The 18,190-nt window shown below is 74.8% G+C and carries 15 protein-coding genes and 1 riboswitch; of the genes, 7 read left to right on the top strand and 8 right to left on the bottom strand.

The window, feature by feature from the left end; genetic code table 11:
* Positions 1 to 172 precede the first annotated feature (172 nt).
* Together DQ238_RS09895 and DQ238_RS09890 are read left to right on the top strand one after the other, a co-directional pair.
* Positions 173 to 1,126, top strand: a complete 954-nt coding sequence (locus DQ238_RS09895) for an ATP-binding cassette domain-containing protein (RefSeq protein WP_113781129.1) — start codon at positions 173 to 175, stop codon at positions 1,124 to 1,126.
* Entirely contained in the window at positions 1,123 to 1,950 is an 828-nt protein-coding gene (locus DQ238_RS09890) for an ABC transporter permease (protein ID WP_113781128.1), read from the top strand. The genes DQ238_RS09895 and DQ238_RS09890 overlap by 4 nt, the downstream gene beginning before the upstream one ends.
* A 223-nt stretch (positions 1,951 to 2,173) precedes the next feature.
* Here DQ238_RS09890 and DQ238_RS09885 read toward each other — a convergent pair whose 3' ends face one another.
* Together DQ238_RS09885 and DQ238_RS09880 are read right to left on the bottom strand one after the other, a co-directional pair.
* Positions 2,174 to 5,380: a BTAD domain-containing putative transcriptional regulator gene (locus DQ238_RS09885; RefSeq protein WP_158550753.1), complete on the bottom strand. Its 3,207-nt coding sequence runs from the start codon at positions 5,378 to 5,380 to the stop codon at positions 2,174 to 2,176.
* A 26-nt stretch (positions 5,381 to 5,406) separates the two neighbouring features.
* A complete protein-coding gene (locus DQ238_RS09880) occupies positions 5,407 to 6,921 on the bottom strand; it encodes an NAD(P)/FAD-dependent oxidoreductase (RefSeq protein WP_113781126.1) in 1,515 nt (504 codons plus the stop codon).
* 149 nt (positions 6,922 to 7,070) lie between these two features.
* Here DQ238_RS09880 and DQ238_RS09875 point away from each other — a divergent pair, with 149 nt between their 5' ends.
* A complete protein-coding gene (locus DQ238_RS09875) occupies positions 7,071 to 7,472 on the top strand; it encodes a hypothetical protein (RefSeq protein ID WP_147263041.1) in 402 nt (133 codons plus the stop codon).
* 85 nt (positions 7,473 to 7,557) lie between these two features.
* Positions 7,558 to 8,241 (top strand): DUF6766 family protein, encoded by a 684-nt coding sequence (locus DQ238_RS09870; RefSeq protein WP_113781124.1) that lies wholly within the window; start codon positions 7,558 to 7,560, stop codon positions 8,239 to 8,241.
* 342 nt (positions 8,242 to 8,583) lie between these two features.
* Here the strand turns inward: DQ238_RS09870 and DQ238_RS09865 are convergent, their stop codons facing one another.
* The 5 genes from DQ238_RS09865 to glgA all read right to left on the bottom strand — a co-directional run bounded on the left by DQ238_RS09865 (position 8,584) and on the right by glgA (position 13,582).
* On the bottom strand, positions 8,584 to 9,321 hold the full coding sequence (locus DQ238_RS09865; RefSeq protein WP_113781123.1) for a GAF domain-containing protein: 738 nt from the start codon (positions 9,319 to 9,321) through the stop codon (positions 8,584 to 8,586).
* Between the two features lie 7 nt (positions 9,322 to 9,328).
* Positions 9,329 to 10,165 (bottom strand): ABC transporter ATP-binding protein, encoded by an 837-nt coding sequence (locus tag DQ238_RS09860; RefSeq protein WP_113781251.1) that lies wholly within the window; start codon positions 10,163 to 10,165, stop codon positions 9,329 to 9,331.
* Positions 10,162 to 11,241: an iron ABC transporter permease gene (locus DQ238_RS09855; protein WP_233495860.1), complete on the bottom strand. Its 1,080-nt coding sequence runs from the start codon at positions 11,239 to 11,241 to the stop codon at positions 10,162 to 10,164. The genes DQ238_RS09860 and DQ238_RS09855 overlap by 4 nt, the downstream gene beginning before the upstream one ends.
* Before the next feature lie 15 nt (positions 11,242 to 11,256).
* The gene (locus DQ238_RS09850) at positions 11,257 to 12,189 is read right to left on the bottom strand and encodes an ABC transporter substrate-binding protein (RefSeq protein WP_233495859.1); all 933 of its coding nucleotides are present in this window, start codon (positions 12,187 to 12,189) and stop codon (positions 11,257 to 11,259) included.
* A gap of 100 nt (positions 12,190 to 12,289) precedes the next feature.
* Positions 12,290 to 12,347, bottom strand: a riboswitch (cobalamin riboswitch).
* Positions 12,348 to 12,409: 62 nt separating this feature from the next.
* On the bottom strand, positions 12,410 to 13,582 hold the full coding sequence (gene glgA / locus DQ238_RS09845; RefSeq protein ID WP_113781248.1) for a glycogen synthase: 1,173 nt from the start codon (positions 13,580 to 13,582) through the stop codon (positions 12,410 to 12,412).
* Between the two features lie 161 nt (positions 13,583 to 13,743).
* Between glgA and glgC the strand changes: the two genes are divergently transcribed.
* Together glgC and DQ238_RS09830 are read left to right on the top strand one after the other, a co-directional pair.
* Positions 13,744 to 14,964: a glucose-1-phosphate adenylyltransferase gene (gene glgC, locus DQ238_RS09840; protein WP_113781122.1), complete on the top strand. Its 1,221-nt coding sequence runs from the start codon at positions 13,744 to 13,746 to the stop codon at positions 14,962 to 14,964.
* A gap of 156 nt (positions 14,965 to 15,120) precedes the next feature.
* Complete coding sequence (locus DQ238_RS09830; protein ID WP_113781121.1) at positions 15,121 to 15,627, top strand: 2'-5' RNA ligase family protein; 507 nt, start codon at positions 15,121 to 15,123, stop codon at positions 15,625 to 15,627.
* A 52-nt stretch (positions 15,628 to 15,679) separates the two neighbouring features.
* On the opposite strand, the gene DQ238_RS23145 is transcribed toward DQ238_RS09830, so the two are convergent.
* The gene (locus DQ238_RS23145; RefSeq protein WP_199506244.1) at positions 15,680 to 15,889 is read right to left on the bottom strand and encodes a hypothetical protein; all 210 of its coding nucleotides are present in this window, start codon (positions 15,887 to 15,889) and stop codon (positions 15,680 to 15,682) included.
* 357 nt (positions 15,890 to 16,246) lie between these two features.
* Here DQ238_RS23145 and DQ238_RS09820 point away from each other — a divergent pair, with 357 nt between their 5' ends.
* Positions 16,247 to 17,893, top strand: coding sequence for an IS1634 family transposase (locus tag DQ238_RS09820; RefSeq protein ID WP_113781247.1), 1,647 nt, complete (start codon positions 16,247 to 16,249; stop codon positions 17,891 to 17,893).
* Positions 17,894 to 18,190 lie beyond the last annotated feature (297 nt).

Here is an 18,190-nt window from a genome sequence, read left to right as displayed (position 1 = left end):
CAACGGTACACCTTCGGCGCGTGGCCGGGAGCGGCTCCGCCCCGGCCATCACGCACCGCCGCCGCACATCGCTGACGTGCACTGACACGACCTCCGCGCGCCTGTCAGCGACGTGTGCGGATCGCGTGGGCGCCTCCCCCCATCGTCGGCAGCGACACGGAGGGAGAGATCCATGACCTACGGGATCGAGGCCGCGGGCCTCACCAAGCGGTTCGGCGAGACGCAGGCGCTGGCCGGGGTCGACCTGGCCGCCCCCGAGGGCACGGTGCTGGGCGTGCTCGGGCCCAACGGCGCGGGCAAGACCACCGCCGTCCGGGTGCTCGCCACCCTGCTGCAGCCGGACTCGGGCAGCGCCCGCGTCGCCGGCTTCGACGTGCTGCGCCAGCCGGCCGAGGTGCGCGCCCGGATCGGCCTCACCGGCCAGTACGCCTCGGTCGACGAGGACCTCACCGGCACCCAGAACCTGCTGCTGATCGGCCAGCTGCTCGGCCTGCGCACCGCGCAGGCGCGGACGCGGGCGGCCGAGCTGCTCGAGTGGTTCGACCTCACCGAGGCCGCCGGCCGGGTGGCCAAGACCTACAGCGGCGGCATGCGCCGCCGCCTCGACCTGGCGGTCAGCCTGGTGGGCCGGCCGTCGGTGATCTTCCTCGACGAGCCGACCACCGGCCTGGACCCGGCCAAGCGCGAGGAGATGTGGGACGTCGTCCGCCGGATCGTGGCCGAGGGCGCGACCGTGCTGCTCACCACGCAGTACCTGGAGGAGGCCGACGCCCTGGCCGACGAGATCACCGTCATCGACTCCGGCCGGGTCATCGCCCACAACACCCCCGACGGGCTCAAGCACCACATCGGCGGCCAGCGGCTGCGGGTCCGCCCCGTCGACCCGGGCCGGACGCAGGAGGTGCGGCGGATCCTCGTCGACCTCACCCGCTGCGTGCCCGAACTCAGCCGCGGCGAGCTCACCTGCCGCGTGGACGACGACTCGCTGCTGCCCGAGCTGGTCGGCCGGCTCCAGGTCACCGGCATCGCCGTCAGCGAGCTGTCCCTGCACCTGCCGAGCCTGGACGAGGTCTTCCTGACCCTCACCGGCCGGCCCACCAGCGACACCACCGAGGAGGCGGCATGACCACCACCGTTCCCGCCGGCACCGGCCGGCAGGTCCCCCTGGCCGACCGCGGCACCCCGACGACGAGCAGCCTCTGGCGGCAGGCGCAGGTCCTGGCCCGGCGCAGCCTGATCAAGACCTGGCGCACGCCCGAGGCGCTGATCGACGTCACGCTGCAACCGGTCGTCTTCCTGGGGCTGTTCACCTACGTGTTCGGCGGCGCCATCGCCGGCGGCTCGCAGCAGGCCTACCTGCAGTTCCTCCTGCCCGGCCTGCTGGGGCAGACCATCGCGATGGCCAGCGTCTCGCTGGGGCAGAACCTCAACGCCGACATCGAGAAGGGCGTCTTCGACCGGTTCCGGTCGCTGCCCATCGGTCGGTCGGCGCCACTGGTCGGCGCGGTCATGGCGGACCTGGTGCGCTACCTGATCCTGTTCGTGGTGATCATGGTCGTCGGCACCCTGATGGGCTTCGACGCGACCAACGGGTGGCTCGGCATCCTCGCCTCGCTCGTCCTGTCGATGGGCTTCGCGCTCTGCTTCGGCTGGATCTCGGTCTACGTCGGGATGATCGCCCGGACCGCCGGCGCCGTGCAGGGGATCATGTTCCTGCTGATCCTGCCGTTGTCGTTCGGCAGCAACACGTTCGTCGCGACCGAGACGATGCCCGGCTGGTTGCAGGCGTTCGTGGACGTGAACCCGATCAGCCACCTGGTGAGCGCCGTCCGCGGGCTCATGCTCGGCGGTCCGGTGGCGGGCAACCTCGTCTGGACGCTGGTGTGGATGGCCGGCCTGCTGGTGGTCTTCGCCCCGCTGGCGGTGCGGGCCTACCGCCGCCGCGCCTGAGAGAGGACCACCCCTCCCCCCACGCCTCGCAGGCCCGGTAGGAGGACCGCCTCCTCCCCATCCCCAAGCTCGGGGCGGTACCCGGGAGGCGGTCGGGACGGGGGCTGGGCGCGGGGAGCAGCACCGCTCCCGGCGCCGGGACCTGCCAGCCGACCGATCGAGGCATGGGAAGCGATACCGGCGTCCCGGGCACCCGGGACGCCGGTATCGCTTCCCATGCCCGTTACGGCGACGTGAGCACCGCCGGGTCGATCCGCGCGGTCGCCGCGTCGGGGTCGAGGGCCCGGCCCTCGGCGTAGGCGACGCCGTACTCGTCGCCGAGCTCCTCCCGCAGCGAGGTGACGAGCTCGACGACGATCGGGTTGGTCGCGTCCTCGGTGCCGCGCAGCCGGGTGGTCGCGCCGAGGACGACGGCGGCGTCGCGGTGCCGGCCCAGCGCCCGCGCCCAGTTCGCCACCGACATCCCGACCGCGGCGAGGATCGGCCGGTCGCTGGTGACCAGCGCCTGCGCGTACCCCTCGCGGACGTGCTCGGCCGCCTCGGCGTCGCGGCCCAGGCGCAGCGCCAGCGCAGCCGCCGACGCGTGGCCGATCGCGCCGCTGTGCGCGCTGAGCATCGACGGCTCGCCCAGCGCGCGGAGCAGCTCGTCCAGCACCGCGCAGGCCCTGGCGACCCCGGCGTCGTCCTCCTCGATGACGGCGATCGCCCCCTCGGTGATCGCGACGAGCACGTCGTGCAGCAGCTCCCCCGCGCCGCCCAGGGAGCGCTGTGCGCGCATCGCCGCCAGGTGGCGCCGGGCGCCGGCGGTGTCCCCGGCCCGCAGCCGCAGGTCGGCCAGCCGCATGGTGACGAGCACGTGGTCGTTCGAGCCGCCGCCGAGCTGCCGGATGCAGTCCTGGGCGCGCTCGTAGTCCTCCGCGGCGCCGACGAGGTCGCCGTCCACGGTGCGCACCTGCCCCCGCGAGGACAGCAGCGTGGCCAGCCCCCACCGGTCGCCGAGGGCCTCCCACTCGCGCACGCCCTCGTCGCCCTCGCGGCGCACGCGGTCGACGTCCCCGTCGTTCTCCGCGTACATCAGCCGGGCCAGCCGGGCCGTCGCCCGCACCCACGGGTCCGGGTCGTCCAGGACCTCCTCGAGCACGGCATCGGCCGTCTCCCGCTCCCCGCCCATGAACAGCATCAGCGGCCGCACCACCTTCGCCGCGGGGTGTGCGTCCTCCGCGGCGGTCAGCCGCTCGGACAGCTCGGCGAACTCCCGCTTCGTGCAGCGGACGTCCACCGTGTCCCTGCCGACGGCGAAGCCGAGCAGCGTCTGCAGGGCCTCGGCCAGCACGGCGTGCGGAGTCTGCTGCGCGCCGGGCACCGCCAGGGCGAACGCCGTCCAGCGGGTGGCCTCCTGCCCGCTCTCCCGCAGCAGCCAGTACCAGCCCAGGTGGACGGCGAGGTCGACGGCGCCCGCCGCGTCCCCGGTGTCACCGAGGAACCGCAGCGCCGCGAGGACGTCGTCCCGCTCGGTGTCGAGCACCCGCAGCGCGTCGAGCTGCTCGGCGGTGCGCAGGCGCTCGTCCTGGACGCGCACCAGCTCGGTGAACCAGCGGGCGTGCGCGGCGCGGGCCGCGGTGACCAACCCCAGCTCGGCCAGCCGCTCGGCGCCGTACTCGCGCAGCGTCTCCAGCATGCGGAAGCGAGTGCCCTCCGCCGTCCGGGTCGCGGTCAGCAGCGACTTGTCGACCAGCGCGTGCAGGACGTCGGCCAGCTCCTCGGCCGCCGCGCCCTCCCGCCGGCTGGGCGCGACCGCGGCCACCGCCGCCTCGGGAGCGCCCGAGGCGAACACCGAGAAGTGCTCGGCGACCTCGCGCTCGAGCGGGGTCAGCAGGCCCCAGCTCCACTCGACGACCGCCCGCAGCGTCCGGTGCCGCGGGGTCGCGGTCCGCCGTCCCCCGGTCAGCAGCCGGAAGCGGTCGGCCAGCCGTTCGGCGACCTCGGCGGAGGAGAGCACCCGCAGCCGGGCCGCCGCCAGCTCGATCGCCAGGGGCAGGCCGTCCAGCCGGCGGACGATCTCGACCGCGGCGGTGTCCGGCTCGACGTCGGCGCCGACGGCCCGCGCCCGGTCCAGCAGCAGCCGCACCGCCGGGTTGGCCGCCGCCTCTGCGGGCGGGGCCCCCTCGGCCGGGACGGCCAGCGGGCCCAGCGGGAAGAGGGTCTCGCCCTCGATGGCCAGCGGCTCGCGGCTGGTGGCCAGCACGCGCACGCCCGGGCACCGGCCGAGGACCTCGGCGACCACCTCGGCCACGGCGTCGACCAGGTGCTCGCAGTTGTCGACGACGAGCAGGCAGGTCGCGGTGCGCAGCCGCTCCAGCAGCCGCTCGCGTGCCTCGCGGCGCTGGTACTCACCCACCGGGTCGGGGATGACGATGCCCCGTCCGCCCAGGCTGTCGAGGACCACCTGCGCGACGGCGGTGGGTTCGGTGACCGGGGCGAGCTCGACCAGCCAGACGCCGTCGGGTGCCGCCGGGGTCTGCGCCGCGACGACCCGGGACGCGACCTCGCCGGCCAGCCGGGTCTTGCCCGAGCCGCCGGCGCCGACGACCGTCACCAGCCGGGAGGCGGCCAGCCGTTCCTGCACCGTGCGGACGGCGTCCTCGCGCCCGACGAAGCTGGTCACCGCCGCCCGCAGGTTCGTCGGCACCTCCGCCGGGCGGTCGCCCTGGCGCAGGAGCCGCAGGTGCCGGGCGCGCAGCTCCGGCGACGGGTCGGCGCCGAGCGAGTCGGCCAGCGCCGCGCGCACCCGCTCGTAGGCGGCCAGCGCCGCGGCCGGCCGTCCCGCGGCGGCGAGCGCGTCGACCAGCGCGCCGGCGAGGTCCTCGCGCAGCGGGGAGGCCGCGGCCAGCTCCTCCAGCTGGGGCACCACCTCGGCCGCCCGCCCGTCGCGCACGGCCAGCGCGGCCCGGTCGCACAGCGCGGCCAGCCGCAGGTCGCTCAGCGCCGCCCGCCGCCCGGCCGCCTCGGGGGAGTCGTCGCCGGGCAGCGGCTCGCCGCGCCACAGCGCCAGGGCCGCGTCGAGCGCCGCAGCGGCGGCGCGGCTCTCCCCGCCGGCCAGCAGCCGCCGGCCCTCTGCGACCAGCCGGGTGAACCGGACGGCGTCCACGTCGTCGGGTGCGACTCCCAGCCGGTAACCCGCGGCGGACTGCTCGACCAGCTCCGGCCGACCGAGCGCGCGGCGCAGCCGGGAGACCAGCGACTGCAGGCTGTTGACCGGGTCGGCCGGCTGCTCGGCACCCCACACCGCGTCGGCGAGGGCGCCGGCCGGGACCCACCGGCCCGGGTCGAGGGCCAGCGCGACCAGCAGCTGCTGCAGCCGGGCACCCGGCACCGCGACGGTGCGCCCGTCGTCGCCGACCTCCAGCGGCCCCAGGTATCCGACCTGCACACCGCCGAGTCTCGCAGCTCGGGGCCTCAGGCCGGGCCCACCAACCCGGCGACGATCTGCGCCGACAGCGCCACCAGCGGCAGCCCGCCGCCGGGGTGCGCCGAGCCTCCGACGAGGAACAGCCCCGGGACGGGGGAGGCGTTGCCCGGGCGGAGGAACGCCGCGCGGGCGCCGTTGCTCGACGTCCCGTAGATCGAGCCGCCGACGCTGCGGGTCTCGCGCGCCAGGTCGGCCGGGGTCCGGACGACGCACCAGCGCAGCCGGTCGCGGACGTCGAGCCCGCGGCGGGCCATCACCTCGAGCACCTGCTGCGCGTAGCGGTCGGCCAGCCCGGGGGCGTCCCAGTCGACGCCGCCGGCCGGGTCGTGCCCTGCACGGTGTCGCGGCGCGTTGACCAGCACGAACCACGACTCGTCGGCACCGTCCGGGCGGGTGGCCGGGTCATCGGGCGCGCTGACGTACACCGTCGGGTCGGCCACCGGCCGCGGCGCGCCGCGGTGCCGACCGACGCCGAAGACCGCGTCGAACTCGGCGTCGTAGTCCTCCGGGAAGAGCACGGTGTGGTGCGCCAGCCCCGGCGTGCGGCCGCGCAGCGCCAGCAGCAGCACGAACCCCGACAGCGACGGCGTGCTGCGGGCGAGGTCGCGGCGCACCCGACCGGTCGCGCGCGAGGAGGGGAGCAGGTCGGCGTAGAGGGCCGCGGCGTCCGCGCCGGAGACCACGACGTCGGCCCCCAGCACCTCGCCGTCGGCCAGGCGCACGCCGGCCGCCCGCCCGCCCTCGACCAGCACCCGCTCCACCAGAGCCCCGGTGCGGACGACGGCGCCGCGCTCGACCGCCCGCGCCGCCACCGCCTCGGCCAGCCGGCGCAGTCCGCCGCGCACGTACCAGGAGCCGTACTCCTGCTCGACGTACGGGACGGTGGCCAGCACCGCCGGTGCCCGCCGCGGATCGGATCCGGAGTAGGTGGCGTAGCGGTCGAGCAGGGTGCGCAGCGCCGGGTGCCGCAGGTGCTCGGCGCCCAGGCCGCGCAGCGTGCGCCAGGGGGCGACCGTGGCGACGTCGGAGGCGCTGCGGGCCAGCCGGGCCAGGGTGGCCGCGCCGGCCAGCGGCGAGCGCAGGAACGGCTGCTCGGTGACCCGCCACATCGCGCCGGCGCGGGCCAGCAGGGCCGCCCACTGGGCGCCGGTGCCCGGGCCGAGGGCCGCGTCGACGGCGTCCGGGACCTCCTGGCGGGTGCCCGGCACGAGCAGCGGCGTCCCGTCGGCGAAGCGGTAGGCGACCGCGGGGTCGAGGCGCACCAGGTCGACGGCGTCCTCCAGCCGGGCGCCGGTCGCGGCGAACAGGTCGCGGTACACCTGCGGGAGGGTCACCAGGCTCGGGCCGGTGTCGAAGCCGTGCCCGTCGCGGACGTACCAGCCCAGCTTGCCGCCGACCGCCGGAGCCTGTTCCAGCACGGTGACCGCATGGCCCAGCGAGACCAGCCGGGCCGCGGCCGCCAGCCCGCCGAGGCCCGCGCCGACCACCGCCACCCGCGCCATGCCGCCACGGTACGAGGCCGGGCCGGGCCGTCGGCACCGCCGGTTCCCCCGGGCGGGTGGGCACCGTTTGCCGGGTCGTCCGGCTCGGGTAGGCGGTCGGGCCCAGCCCGCAGGGCCGGGACGACGGAGGGGGAGGACGGGAGGCTCGGGTGGCGACCTCGACGACGAGGAGGTGCCTGACCGCCGCGGGGTTGGCCCTGGCCGGGTTGCTGGCCGGCTGCGCGCGCCTCGCGGAGGGTGACGTCGGACAGGTGGCCCTGGCCTTCGAGGACCCGGCGGGGGACCCCGCAGCCCGGTGTGCGCTGCTCACCCCCGCCACGCGGGCCGCGCTCGAGTCCGACGAGTCGATGCCCTGCACCGATGCGATCGGCCGGCTGCCGCTCGGCGGCGGGGCGGTCCGGGCGGTGGAGGTCTGGGGTGACGAGGCCCAGGTCCGGATGACCGACGACACCGTCTTCCTCACCCGGACCGACGCCGGGTGGCGGGTCGCCGCCGCCGCGTGCCAGGCGCGGCGGGAAGCGCCCTACGACTGTCAGGTGGAGGGGCCGTGAAGGACGTCCGTGCAGTGTTCGTGGGCTACCTGGTGGTGATCCTGCTGGGGGTCGGGTACGTCGTGGCCCTGGGGTGGATGGGCCGGTGAGCGAGCGGCGGAGCTTCCTCCGGGACAACAGCCTCGGCCTCGTGTTCGGCGGGCTGTTCCTCGTCTTCCTCCTCGGCCAGGCGATCTCCGGGACCGCCTACGTCAACCACCAGCAGGTCGCCGACGGCCTGGAGCCGGTGTCCTTCCTCGACTACGTCACCTCGTCGTCGTTCGGGGTGGACGTGATGGAGAACTGGCAGTCGGAGTACCTGCAGTTCTTCCTCTACATCTTCGCGACCGTCTGGCTCGTGCAGCGCGGGTCGTCGGAGTCCAAGGAGCCGGGCAAGGAGGGCCGGGAGTCCGACGAGGACCAGCACGTCGGCCCGCACGCCGACGAGCACTCCCCGACGTGGGCCCGCGCCGGCGGCTGGCGGACGGCGCTGTTCTCCCGCTCCCTCGGCCTGCTCATGGGAGCGCTGTTCCTGCTGACCTGGGCGGCCTCCTCGGTCGCCGGTTGGGCGGCGTTCAACGCCGAGCAGCTCGCCGCCCTGGAGGATCCGGTCAGCTGGGTCGGCTACCTCGGCGAGGCCGACTTCTGGAACCGCACCTTCCAGAACTGGCAGTCGGAGATGCTCGCCGTCGGCTCCATGGCGATCTTCGCCGTCTACCTGCGCCAGCGCGGCTCACCGGAGTCCAAGCCGGTGGGTGCCGCGCACGCCGACACCGGGCAGACCGGCTGACGGGCACCGCCCCGGGTACCGGCCCGAGCCTGCGAGGGCTGGGGAGGACGGGGTCCTTGCTCAAGAAGGCGTACCGCACCCGCAGCCACGGGGCGCGCGCGGCGACCAGCTGCCACAGCAGCTCCTCGCCCACGGGTGCCAGTCGAGGTCCACCTGGTGCAGGTCGCGTACCGGTGGGCTCCCGGGATGCGCCGAGACGCACCAGTCATGGTCGTCAGGCGCTCAAGGCCACGAGTTCGTGCACCTCGACGCCGTGCACCTCGACGCCGTGCACCTCGACGGGGGCCCTGCGGCACGGCGACCGGGGCGCCCGGACGCGGTCGACGCCGACCGGCTCCGGCGCTACGGGCCGTCCTCCCGCGGCCGGAGGGCGGCCGGGTCGAGCCGGCCGGCGACCACGTCCTCGGCCAGGTCGTCGACGGAGCGGTCGGCCGTCCACGCCGCGCCGCGCAGCAGGTCCAGCGCGATGAGGCCGTCGGTGTCCAGCGCCATGGCGAGCCGACCCATCGCCGTCCAGACCGTCGCGCGGCGCCGCGCCGCCGGGCCGTGCAGCCAGGCCGGGCCGCCCTGCGGGGACCACGGCGCCCACACCGCGGCCTCCCCGAGCACCGAGGTGACCAGGCCGCCGACGGCCATGGCCTCGAAGACGTCGAGGTCGGTCACGGTGGCGTCGTCGACGAAGAACAGGTCGAGGGCGCCCGGCCCGGTCAGCGTCTCGCCGATGGGGAGGGCGACCACGGCGCGGTAGGGCGTGTGCTCGGCCAGGAGACCGGCGAACGCCGGCCACCGGCGCTGCAGGTCGGCGAAGGTCGCGAAGACCGGCTCGCGGTTCTCCTGGGCCGACTGGCAGGGGCCGCTGCCGGCGGTGAACTGCAGCCGCTCGGCCGTGCCGGCCGTCTCGGAGCTGGCACCCAGCGGGATCCGCCGTCCGTCGCGGTCGAGGACGCTCATGCCGGCGCCGTCGACCCCCAGCGTGCGCGCGCAGGCGCGGCAGAGCCGGACCGGCAGCAGCTCGGGGCCGGCGAGGTCGGCGTCGTCGACGTCGCCCAGCGCGGCCCGGAAACGCGCGGCGATCGACATGACCCGATCATCCGCCTTCCCCGCCACCACCCGGGGAAACGGATCGATCCGATCCGCATCGCCTCCCCGACCCCCGGAGCGGGACCACGACCGGGCCGTGCGGGCCCGCCACCACCTCGGCCCGCGCGCCGTAGTGGCCGGCCAGCGCCGCCGGCGTCAGGACCTCCGCCGGCCGCCCCTCGGCGACCACCCGCCCCCGGGAGAGCAGGGCCAGCCGGTCGGCGTACTGCCCGGCCAGGGTCAGGTCGTGCAGCGTGCTGAGCACGGTCAGCCCGTCCTGCCGGCGCAGCCGGTCGACCAGGTCGAGCACCTGCTGGGCGTGTCCCAGGTCGAGGGCGGCGGTCGGCTCGTCGAGCAGCAGCACCCGCGGCTGCTGGGCCAGCGCCCGGGCCAGCACCGCGCGCTGCTGCTCCCCGCCGGAGAGCGTGCTCACCAGCCGGTCGGCCAGGTCGGTCAGCTCCAGCCGCGCTATCACGTCGGCCACGACCTGCCGGTCGCCCGCGCGGGGTGCGGCGAGCAGCGGCCGGTGCGGGGTGCGGCCCAGGCCCACGTACTCGGCGGTGGTCACGCCGTCGGGCACGACCGGGCGCTGGGGGGCGTAGGCCATCTGGCGGGCCCGCGCCCGCCGGGGCGTGTCCGCGGTCGGGACGCCGTCGACGCGGACCAGCCCCTCGTGCGGGTGCGCGCCCAGCACCGCGCGCAGCAGGGTGGTCTTGCCCGAGCCGTTGGGCCCGATGACCGCCGTCCACCCGCCGGGCGCCACCGTCAGCCGGACGTCGTCGAGCACGCGGCTGCGACCGTGGGCGGCGCCCAGCCCCACGACCTCCACCCGGGCACCGGTCACCGCCGCCTCCCCGACCACAGCAGCCCGGCGAAGAACGGGGCACCGACGAAGGCGGTCACCACGCCGATCGGCAGCTCGGCGGGGGCCAGCACCACCCGGGCCACCAGGTCGGCGAGCACGAGGAAGGCGCCGCCGGCGAGCAGGGCCGCGGGCAGCACCCGGGCGTACGAGCCGCCGACCAGCCGCCGGACGACGTGCGGCACCACCAGCCCGACGAAGCCGATCAGCCCGCTGACCGCCACGGCCGCGGCGGTGGCCAGCGACGCCGCGGCCACCACCAGCAGCCGCAGCCGGCCCGGGTGCACGCCGAGGGAGCGGGCCTCGTCGTCGCCGACCGCCAGCACGTCCAGCGCCCGGCCGCACAGCAGCAGCACCAGGCACGCGGCGCCGAGGTAGGGGAGCACGAGGACGACGTCGGTCCACCGCGCCCGGCCGAGCTGGCCGAGCAGCCAGCCGTAGACCTGGCGCAGGTCGTCGCTGTCCTGCTGCTGGACCAGGGTCTGCGCGGCGGCCAGGAACGAGGCGACGGCGACCCCGGCCAGCAGCAGCGTCGCGCTGGACGACCCGCCGGCGGCGGTGCCCAGGGCCAGCGCCGCGCCGACGCCGGCCAGCGCCCCGGCGAACGCCGCGAGCGGGACGACGCCGACCGGGCCCAGCGACGTCCCGGGCGCGTACGCGATGACCAGGGTCGCGCCCAGCCCGGCACCGGCGGCCGCCCCCAGCAGGTACGGGTCGGCCAGCGGGTTGCGGAACACCCCCTGGTAGGCGGCGCCGGAGACGGCCAGCCCGCCCCCGACCAGCGCCGCCAGCACCACCCGCGGCAGCCGCAGCTGCAGCAGCACCGCCGCGCCGGTGCCCTCCAGCCCGCCGGGCACGTCCACGCCGAGGGGGGCGAGCGCGCGGTCGAGCAGCGTGGCGAGCACCGCTCCGGGCGGCAGCGGCAGGGCACCCACCCAGACCCCGGCCAGCGCCGCCAGCACCAGCGCCACCGCGGCGCCGGACAGGACGACCGCCGTCCGGCGCCGGTGCCGGGCCGGTGCCGCGGCGACGGGTCGGGTGCCCGCGGGAGCCGTCACGGGTCCGCGCTCCGCTCAGCTCCGCAGCTCGGCCGCGAGGGACTCGGCGAAGTCGGCGACCCGCGGCCCCCACCGCGAGGCGACGGCGTCGTCGACGGCCAGCACCCGGCCCTGCTGCACCGCGGGCACCGTGTCGAAGCCCGGTCGCGCGGCCAGCGTCGCGGCGTTCTCGCCGCAGCAGACCGTGTCGGCCAGCACGACCAGGTCCGGCGCCCGGCCGACGACGTACTCGGCGGACAGCTGCGGGTAGCCCCCGGCGGGGTCGGCGGCGCCGTCGGCGATGTTCTCCAGCCCGAACAGCGCGTAGACGCCGCCGATGAAGGTGTCGCTGGTCGCCGAGTAGAAGCTCGGGTCGATCTCGTGGTAGACGCGCATGCCCTGCACCGAGTCCGGGACGGAGTCCACCGCGGCGGCGATCCGGTCCTGGATGCCGGCCACCACGTCGGCGGCCTGCTCGGCGTGCCCGGTGGCCTCGCCCAGGGTCTCGATCTGGGCGTAGCTCTCGTCGAGCGTGTCGGCCGCGCCGAGCAGCAGGGTCGGCACCTGGAGCGCGTCCAGGGCGCCGACGATGCCGTTCAGGTCGTCGCTGAGGACGACCAGGTCGGGGGAGCGGGCGGCGATCGCCTCGGCGTTCGGGGTGAACGCCGACAGGTCGGTGGTCGGCGCCTCGGCCGGGAAGTCCGAGGTGCTGTCCACCGCCTCGACCTGCCCGCCGGCGCCGATCGCGAAGAGCATCTCGGTGGCCGAGGCCGACATCGACACGATGGACTCCGGCCGCTGGTCGAGGGTCAGCTCGCCGTCGTCGCCGGTGACGGTGACCGGGTGTCCGTCGGCCGAGGCGGTCGTGGCGGCGCCCTCGGCGGGGGGCTCGCTCCCGCCGCACGAGGACAGGACGAGCAGGGGCAGCAGCGCGACCGGGGCGAGCCGGCGCGGGGTGGTGCGGAGCAACGGGGAGCCTTCCGGGAGGCGGCACGCGGCCGCCCAGGGGCGCCCGGCCCCGATGCGCGACCCCTGCCGCGAGGGTCGGTACACGACGCGGGGCAGGCGATCTGGCTGAGGCCGGGAGGCCATCACAGTTGCGGGACAGCGCCGGGTTCGCACCGGTCTTCGCTGCGCGAGCGCCGCCGGCACCAGGCCGGCGGCGCGACGGTACCAGCCGCGGCGGCGGTCAGCTCCGCGCGTCGAGGACGGCGGAGTAGACCCCGACCGTCTGCTGCGCCACCGCCGGCCAGCCGAACTCGGCCAGCACCCGCTCGCGGCCGGCCGCGCCCATCGCCTCCGCCCGCGGCGGATCGGCCAGCAGCTCGGCGATCCGCGCGGCCAGGCCGGCCTCGAAGGCGGCTGCGTCCTCGGGGTCGTAGGGCACGAGCAGCCCGGTGCGGCCGTCGTCGACCACCTCGGGGATGCCGCCCACGGCGCTGGCCACGACCGCGGTGCCGCAGGCGGCGGCCTCCAGGTTGACGATGCCCAGCGGCTCGTACACCGACGGGCAGACGAACACCGTGGCGCCGGTGATCAGTGGGACCAGCTGCTCGCGGGGCAGCATCGCCTCGATCCAGACGACGCCGTCCCGCCGGGCCTGCAGCGTGGCGACCGCGTCGGCGACCTGCTGGCGCTCCGCCGGGGTGTCCGCGGCCCCGGCGCACAGCACCAGGCCGGCGTCGGCGGGCAGCTGCTCGGCGGCGGCGAGCAGGTGCGTCACGCCCTTCTGCCGGGTGATCCGGCCGACGAACAGCGCGTAGGGCCGGTCGGGGTCGACCCCGAGGGAGCGCACGGTGCCGGGGTCGGGCACCGGGCGGTAGGCCTCGGCGTCGACGCCGTTGTGGACCACGTGCAACCGCGCGGGGTCCAGCTCGGGATAGACGGCCAGCACGTCGTCGCGCATGCCGGCGCTGACCGCGATCACCCCGTCGGCGGCCAGGTAGGCGGTGCGCTCGACCCACGAGGAGAGCCGGTAGCCCCCGCCGAGCTGGTCGGCCTTCCACGGCCGGCGCGGCTCGAGGGAGTGCGCGGTCACCACGTGCGGCGTGCCGTGCACCAGCGAGGCGAACAGGCCCGCGGCGTTGGCGTACCAGGTGTGGCTGTGCACCAGGTCGACCTCGGCCAGCGCCCCGGCGATCTCGACGTCGACGCCGAGCGCCTGCAGCGCGCCGTTGGCCTTCTCCAGCCCCGGGGGCACCTCGTGGCCGGTCGCGTCCGGTCTCGGCCCGCCGAAGCAGTGCACGTCGAGCTCGGGACCGTCCGGCAGCGCACGCAGCGCCGCGGCGAGGTGCTCGACGTGCACACCCGCGCCCCCGTAGACGTCCGGCGGCCACTCCCTCGTCACCATGCCGATGCGCACGGCCCCCACCCTAGAAGGACCCCCCTGCCCCCCGCCGCTCGCACGCTCGCGACGGGACCCTGCAGGGGGGCCACCGTCCTCCGCACCCTTCGCAGGCTCGGGGCGGGGCCGTGCAGCGCGCGGAGCGGCGGTGATCCGCGTCACCCGCTACGTTGCGCCACATGCGTGGTGGTCCCCGGGTCCTCGGCATCGTCCTCGCCGGTGGAGAGGGCAAACGGCTGGCGCCCCTGACGCAGGACCGGGCCAAGCCGGCGGTCCCCTTCGGCGGCAACTACCGGCTCATCGACTTCGTGCTGTCCAACCTGGTCAACGCCGAGATCCGGCAGGTCGCCGTCCTCACCCAGTACAAGAGCCACAGCCTCGACCGGCACATCACCACCACCTGGCGGCTGTCGCAGATGCTGGGCAACTTCATCACCCCGGTGCCGGCGCAGCAGCGCCTCGGGCCGCGCTGGTACACCGGCAGCGCCGACGCGATCTTCCAGAGCCTCAACCTCATCTACGACGCCCGGCCCGACATCGTCGTCGTCTTCGGCGCCGACCACGTGTACCGGATGGACCCCGCGCAGATGATCGACCAGCACCAGCAGACCGGGGCCGGGGTCACCATCGCCGGCCTGCGGGTGCCGCGGCACGAGGCCACCGGGTTCGGCGTCATCGACTCCGACGCCGACGGGCGGGTCCGCGGCTTCCTGGAGAAGCCGGCCGACCCGCCGGGGCTGCCGGACTCGCCCGAGGAGAGCTTCGCCTCCATGGGCAACTACGTGTTCACCACCGACGCGCTGCTCGAGGCCCTGCGCGAGGACGCCGAGGACGAGGAGTCCGCGCACGACATGGGCGGCTCGATCATGCCGATGCTGTCCGACGCCGGGCAGGCGTGGGTGTACGACTTCTCCACCAACGTCGTCCCCGGCGCCACCGAGCGCGACCACGGCTACTGGCGGGACGTCGGGACGATCGACTCCTACTTCGACGCGCACATGGACCTGGTGTCGGTCACCCCGGTGTTCAACCTCTACAACGACCGCTGGCCGATCCTCACCCTGCCGCCGCAACAGCCGCCGGCGAAGTTCGTGCTCGGCGGCCGCGCGGAGGAGTCGATGGTCAGCGCCGGCGCGATCATCGGCGGCGGGTCGGTGCACAACTCCGTCGTCTCGCCCGGCGTCCGCGTCGAGCGCGGCGCCCGGGTGGAGGACAGCGTGCTCATGGACGGCGTGCACGTCGGCGAGGGTGCCTACGTGCGGCGGGCCATCCTCGACAAGTTCGTCGTCGTCCCGGACTGGGCGCGCATCGGTGTCGACCTCTCCGCCGACCGCGAGCGCTACCACGTCAGCGCCGGCGGGGTGACCGTCCTGGGCAAGGGGGCCCGCGCCCATGTCTGAAGAAGGGCCTCCCTGCCCCCGGCCCCGTTCCGAGGCTCGCCCCGAGCTTGCGAGGGGTGAGGAGGACGGGGTCCTCTTACTGCAGGGAGGCCGCCGTCCTCCCCGAGCCCTTCACAAGCTCGGGCACGCCAGGAGGGGCCGGGAGCGGGTTGATCGGTGACGTCGGCTGAGCCGCTCGTCGTGACCCTGCTGCTCGGCGAGGAGGCGCAGCAGCGGTTCGACCGGCTGCGCGCCGCGCACTTCCCGGCCGAGCGCAACCACCTGGCCGCGCACGTCACCCTGTTCCACGCGCTGCCCGGCGAGCACGAGGACGCCGTCGCGGCCGACCTGGCCGAGGCGGCCCGCCGTCCGCCGTTCGACGTCGCCGTCACCGGCCTGCGCCTGCTCGGCCGCGGGGTGGCCTACACCCTCGACTCGCCGGAGCTCACCGCGCTGCGGGCCGGGCTGGCGGCGGCCTGGGATCCCTGGCTGACCCGGCAGGACCGCCAGCGGCACGCGCCGCACGTCACCGTGCAGAACAAGGTCGAGCCCGCGATGGCCCGGGCGCTGCACGACCGGCTGGCCGCCGGGTTCACCCCCGAGCGGGTGCCGGCGCGGGGGCTGGGCCTGTGGCGCTACCTCGGCGGCCCGTGGGCCCCGGTCGCGGAGTACCTGTTCGGCTGACGGAAGCGCGTGGCGTGCCCCGGACTCCTGGCCTCGGAGTCGTGAATAGAGCTCATACCGGTGGCACCTCCTCGAGTGTCATGTACCGGCGCATGAAGCGGTCGAACTGCGGGACGGTGAACTTCGCGAAGCCGTACCTCGGTGTGTACAACAAGCCCTTGCTGATGAGCCGTGCCCGTAGCGGTGCGACCTGCTCGGACGTGCGACCGAGTACGTCGGCGACCTCGGAAGCCTTCTGAGCCTCGGGGCCGAGCTCGGCCATCGCGCGCATGTATCGCAGTTCTTCGGGAGAAGATCTCTGTACGCGAGCTCGGAAGAAGCTCTCGTCGAGTTCAGCCTCAACCAGGTCTCGAGCGGCCAACGCATCTGCCTTGGTGATGTCGGGGCCTTCTGCCAGGTTCCAGACCGCTCGTCCGAACTCTTGGATGAAGTAGGAGGGTTATTCACGGGGTTGATCGACAGCGGATTCCGCGGCGCGTTTGAATGAGGGGCGGTCCGCCTCCTGAGTTGGGTCACGGTGGAGGACGTTTCGATGTCGGATCGCGCTGACCTGCGTCTTCGCGCAGGCTTAGTGTGCTGCTGAGGCACTAATCGGGGTCGGTAGGGTTGCGTGGGTGGCCTGGTCCGGCGGGTGCGCACCGCTTCGGGGGCCACCGCAGTGCAGATCGCTGAGTCCGTCGGGGGCCGGCGGCGGATCGTGCGTCATGTCGGTTCGGCCCGGGATGAGGCCGAGCTGGGCCTGCTGATGGATCAGGCCCAGCGACTGCTGGTCGACGACGCTCAAGGGGTGCTGGACCTGGGCATCACCCCGGCTGTCCGGAAGACCGTGATGGTGCCGCCGCCGGCCGCGCCGGCTCTGTTCCGCGGCTCCGCCGATGGCCCGGTCAGCAGGCCGGTGGTGCCTGCGGCGCGGGTGCTGAAGACGTCCTCGGGGCTGCTGTACGAGGCGCTGGCCGGGGTGTACGCCAGCCTGGGCCTGGACCGCGTCGGTGACGACGTGTTCCGGGACCTGGTGATCGCCCGGATCGCCGAGCCCACCTCGCTGCTCGATGTCGACCGGGTACTGGCCGAGCTGGGCCGGGTGTCGGTGAGCCTGTCGACCCGCAAGCGCACGCTGCGTCGCGCGCACACCGGCGCCTACCGCGACCAGGTCGCCGCGGCTTGCTACGCCCACGCCTGCGCCAGCGGGGATGTGAGCTTGTGCCTCTACGACGTGACGACGCTGTACTTCGAGGCCAAGAAGGAGGACGACCTCCGGAAGGTGGGGTTCTCCAAGGAACGCCGCGTCGACCCCCAGATCGTGGTCGGGCTGCTGGTCGACCGGCAGGGCTTTCCGCTGGAGATCGGCTGCTTCGAGGGCAACAAGGCCGAGACTCACACCTTGATCCCGATCATCACCGCGTTCCAAGCCCGACATGGGATCGCCGACCTGGTGATCGTCGCCGACGCCGGGATGCTCTCCGCGGCGAATCTGAAGGCCTTGGACGAGGCGCAGTTGCGGTTCGTCGTCGGGTCGCGGGTGACCCGGGCGCCGATCGATCTGGAGTCCCACTTCCACTGGCACGGCGACGCGTTCACCAACGGCCAGATCATCGACACCATCACCCCCAAAACCGGTCGCAGTAAGGGCGGCAAGGTCGGGGAGAACGACACCGCCCGACGGGCCGAACCCGTATGGGATCCCGCTGAGCACACGGGCTCGTGGCGAGCGGTGTGGGCCTACTCGGCCACACGCGCAGCCCGGGACCGCAAGACCCTCGCCGCCCAGGAGGCCCGGGCCCGGGAGGTCGTCGACGGCGAGCGGGCCGCCCGCGCACCCCGGTTCGTCAAGACCAGCAACGGCGCCCGCTCCCTCGACGAGGCCGCGCTGGCCAGAGCGCAGCGACTGGTCGGGCTGAAGGGCTACGTCACCAACATCCCTGCCAGCCTCATGCCCGCGGCCGAGGTGATCGGCAGCTACCACGACCTGTGGCAGGTCGAGCAGTCCTTCCGCATGAGCAAGACCGACCTCGCCGCCAGGCCTTTGTTCGCTCGCACCCGCGACGCGATCGAGGCCCACCTCACGATCGTGTTCGCCGCACTGGCGGTCTCCCGGACCGTGCAGAACCGCACCGGCCTGTCCCTGCGCCGCGTGCTGCGCGCCCTCAAGCCGCTGCGGTCGGCCACCGTCCAGATCAACGGCGTAACCAGCACCTTTCCAGCCGCGCTCACCCCCGAGGCGCAGGAAATCCTGAATGCACTCAACCAGCGCGACGCAAGGCACTAAAGCAATTGACCCAACTCAGGTCTTGGATGAAGTAGGAGGGTTATTCACGGGGTTGATCGACAGCGGATTCCGCGGCGCGTTTGAATGAGGGGCGGTCCGCCTCTTGATAGGATGGGTTTGCAGACTCAACCACAAAAAACGGACCGCCGGTTTGTATCATACAACAGGACTGAGGTTTTCTCAACGGATTGGCGTGTGAGCCATTCTCCGGCCCGAGGATGTGCAGGTCGGCGGGCTGAAGGGAGTGTCACTGCATAGGCGCGGGGTCCTGCGAGAGGATCGGTTCTGCTCAAGGAA

The sequence above is a fragment of the Geodermatophilus sp. TF02-6 genome (genome assembly GCF_003319115.1).
Lineage (GTDB): Bacteria > Actinomycetota > Actinomycetes > Mycobacteriales > Geodermatophilaceae > Geodermatophilus.
Note: the sequence above shows the minus strand (reverse complement) of the source record. Positions and strands in the feature narration are given on the sequence as shown.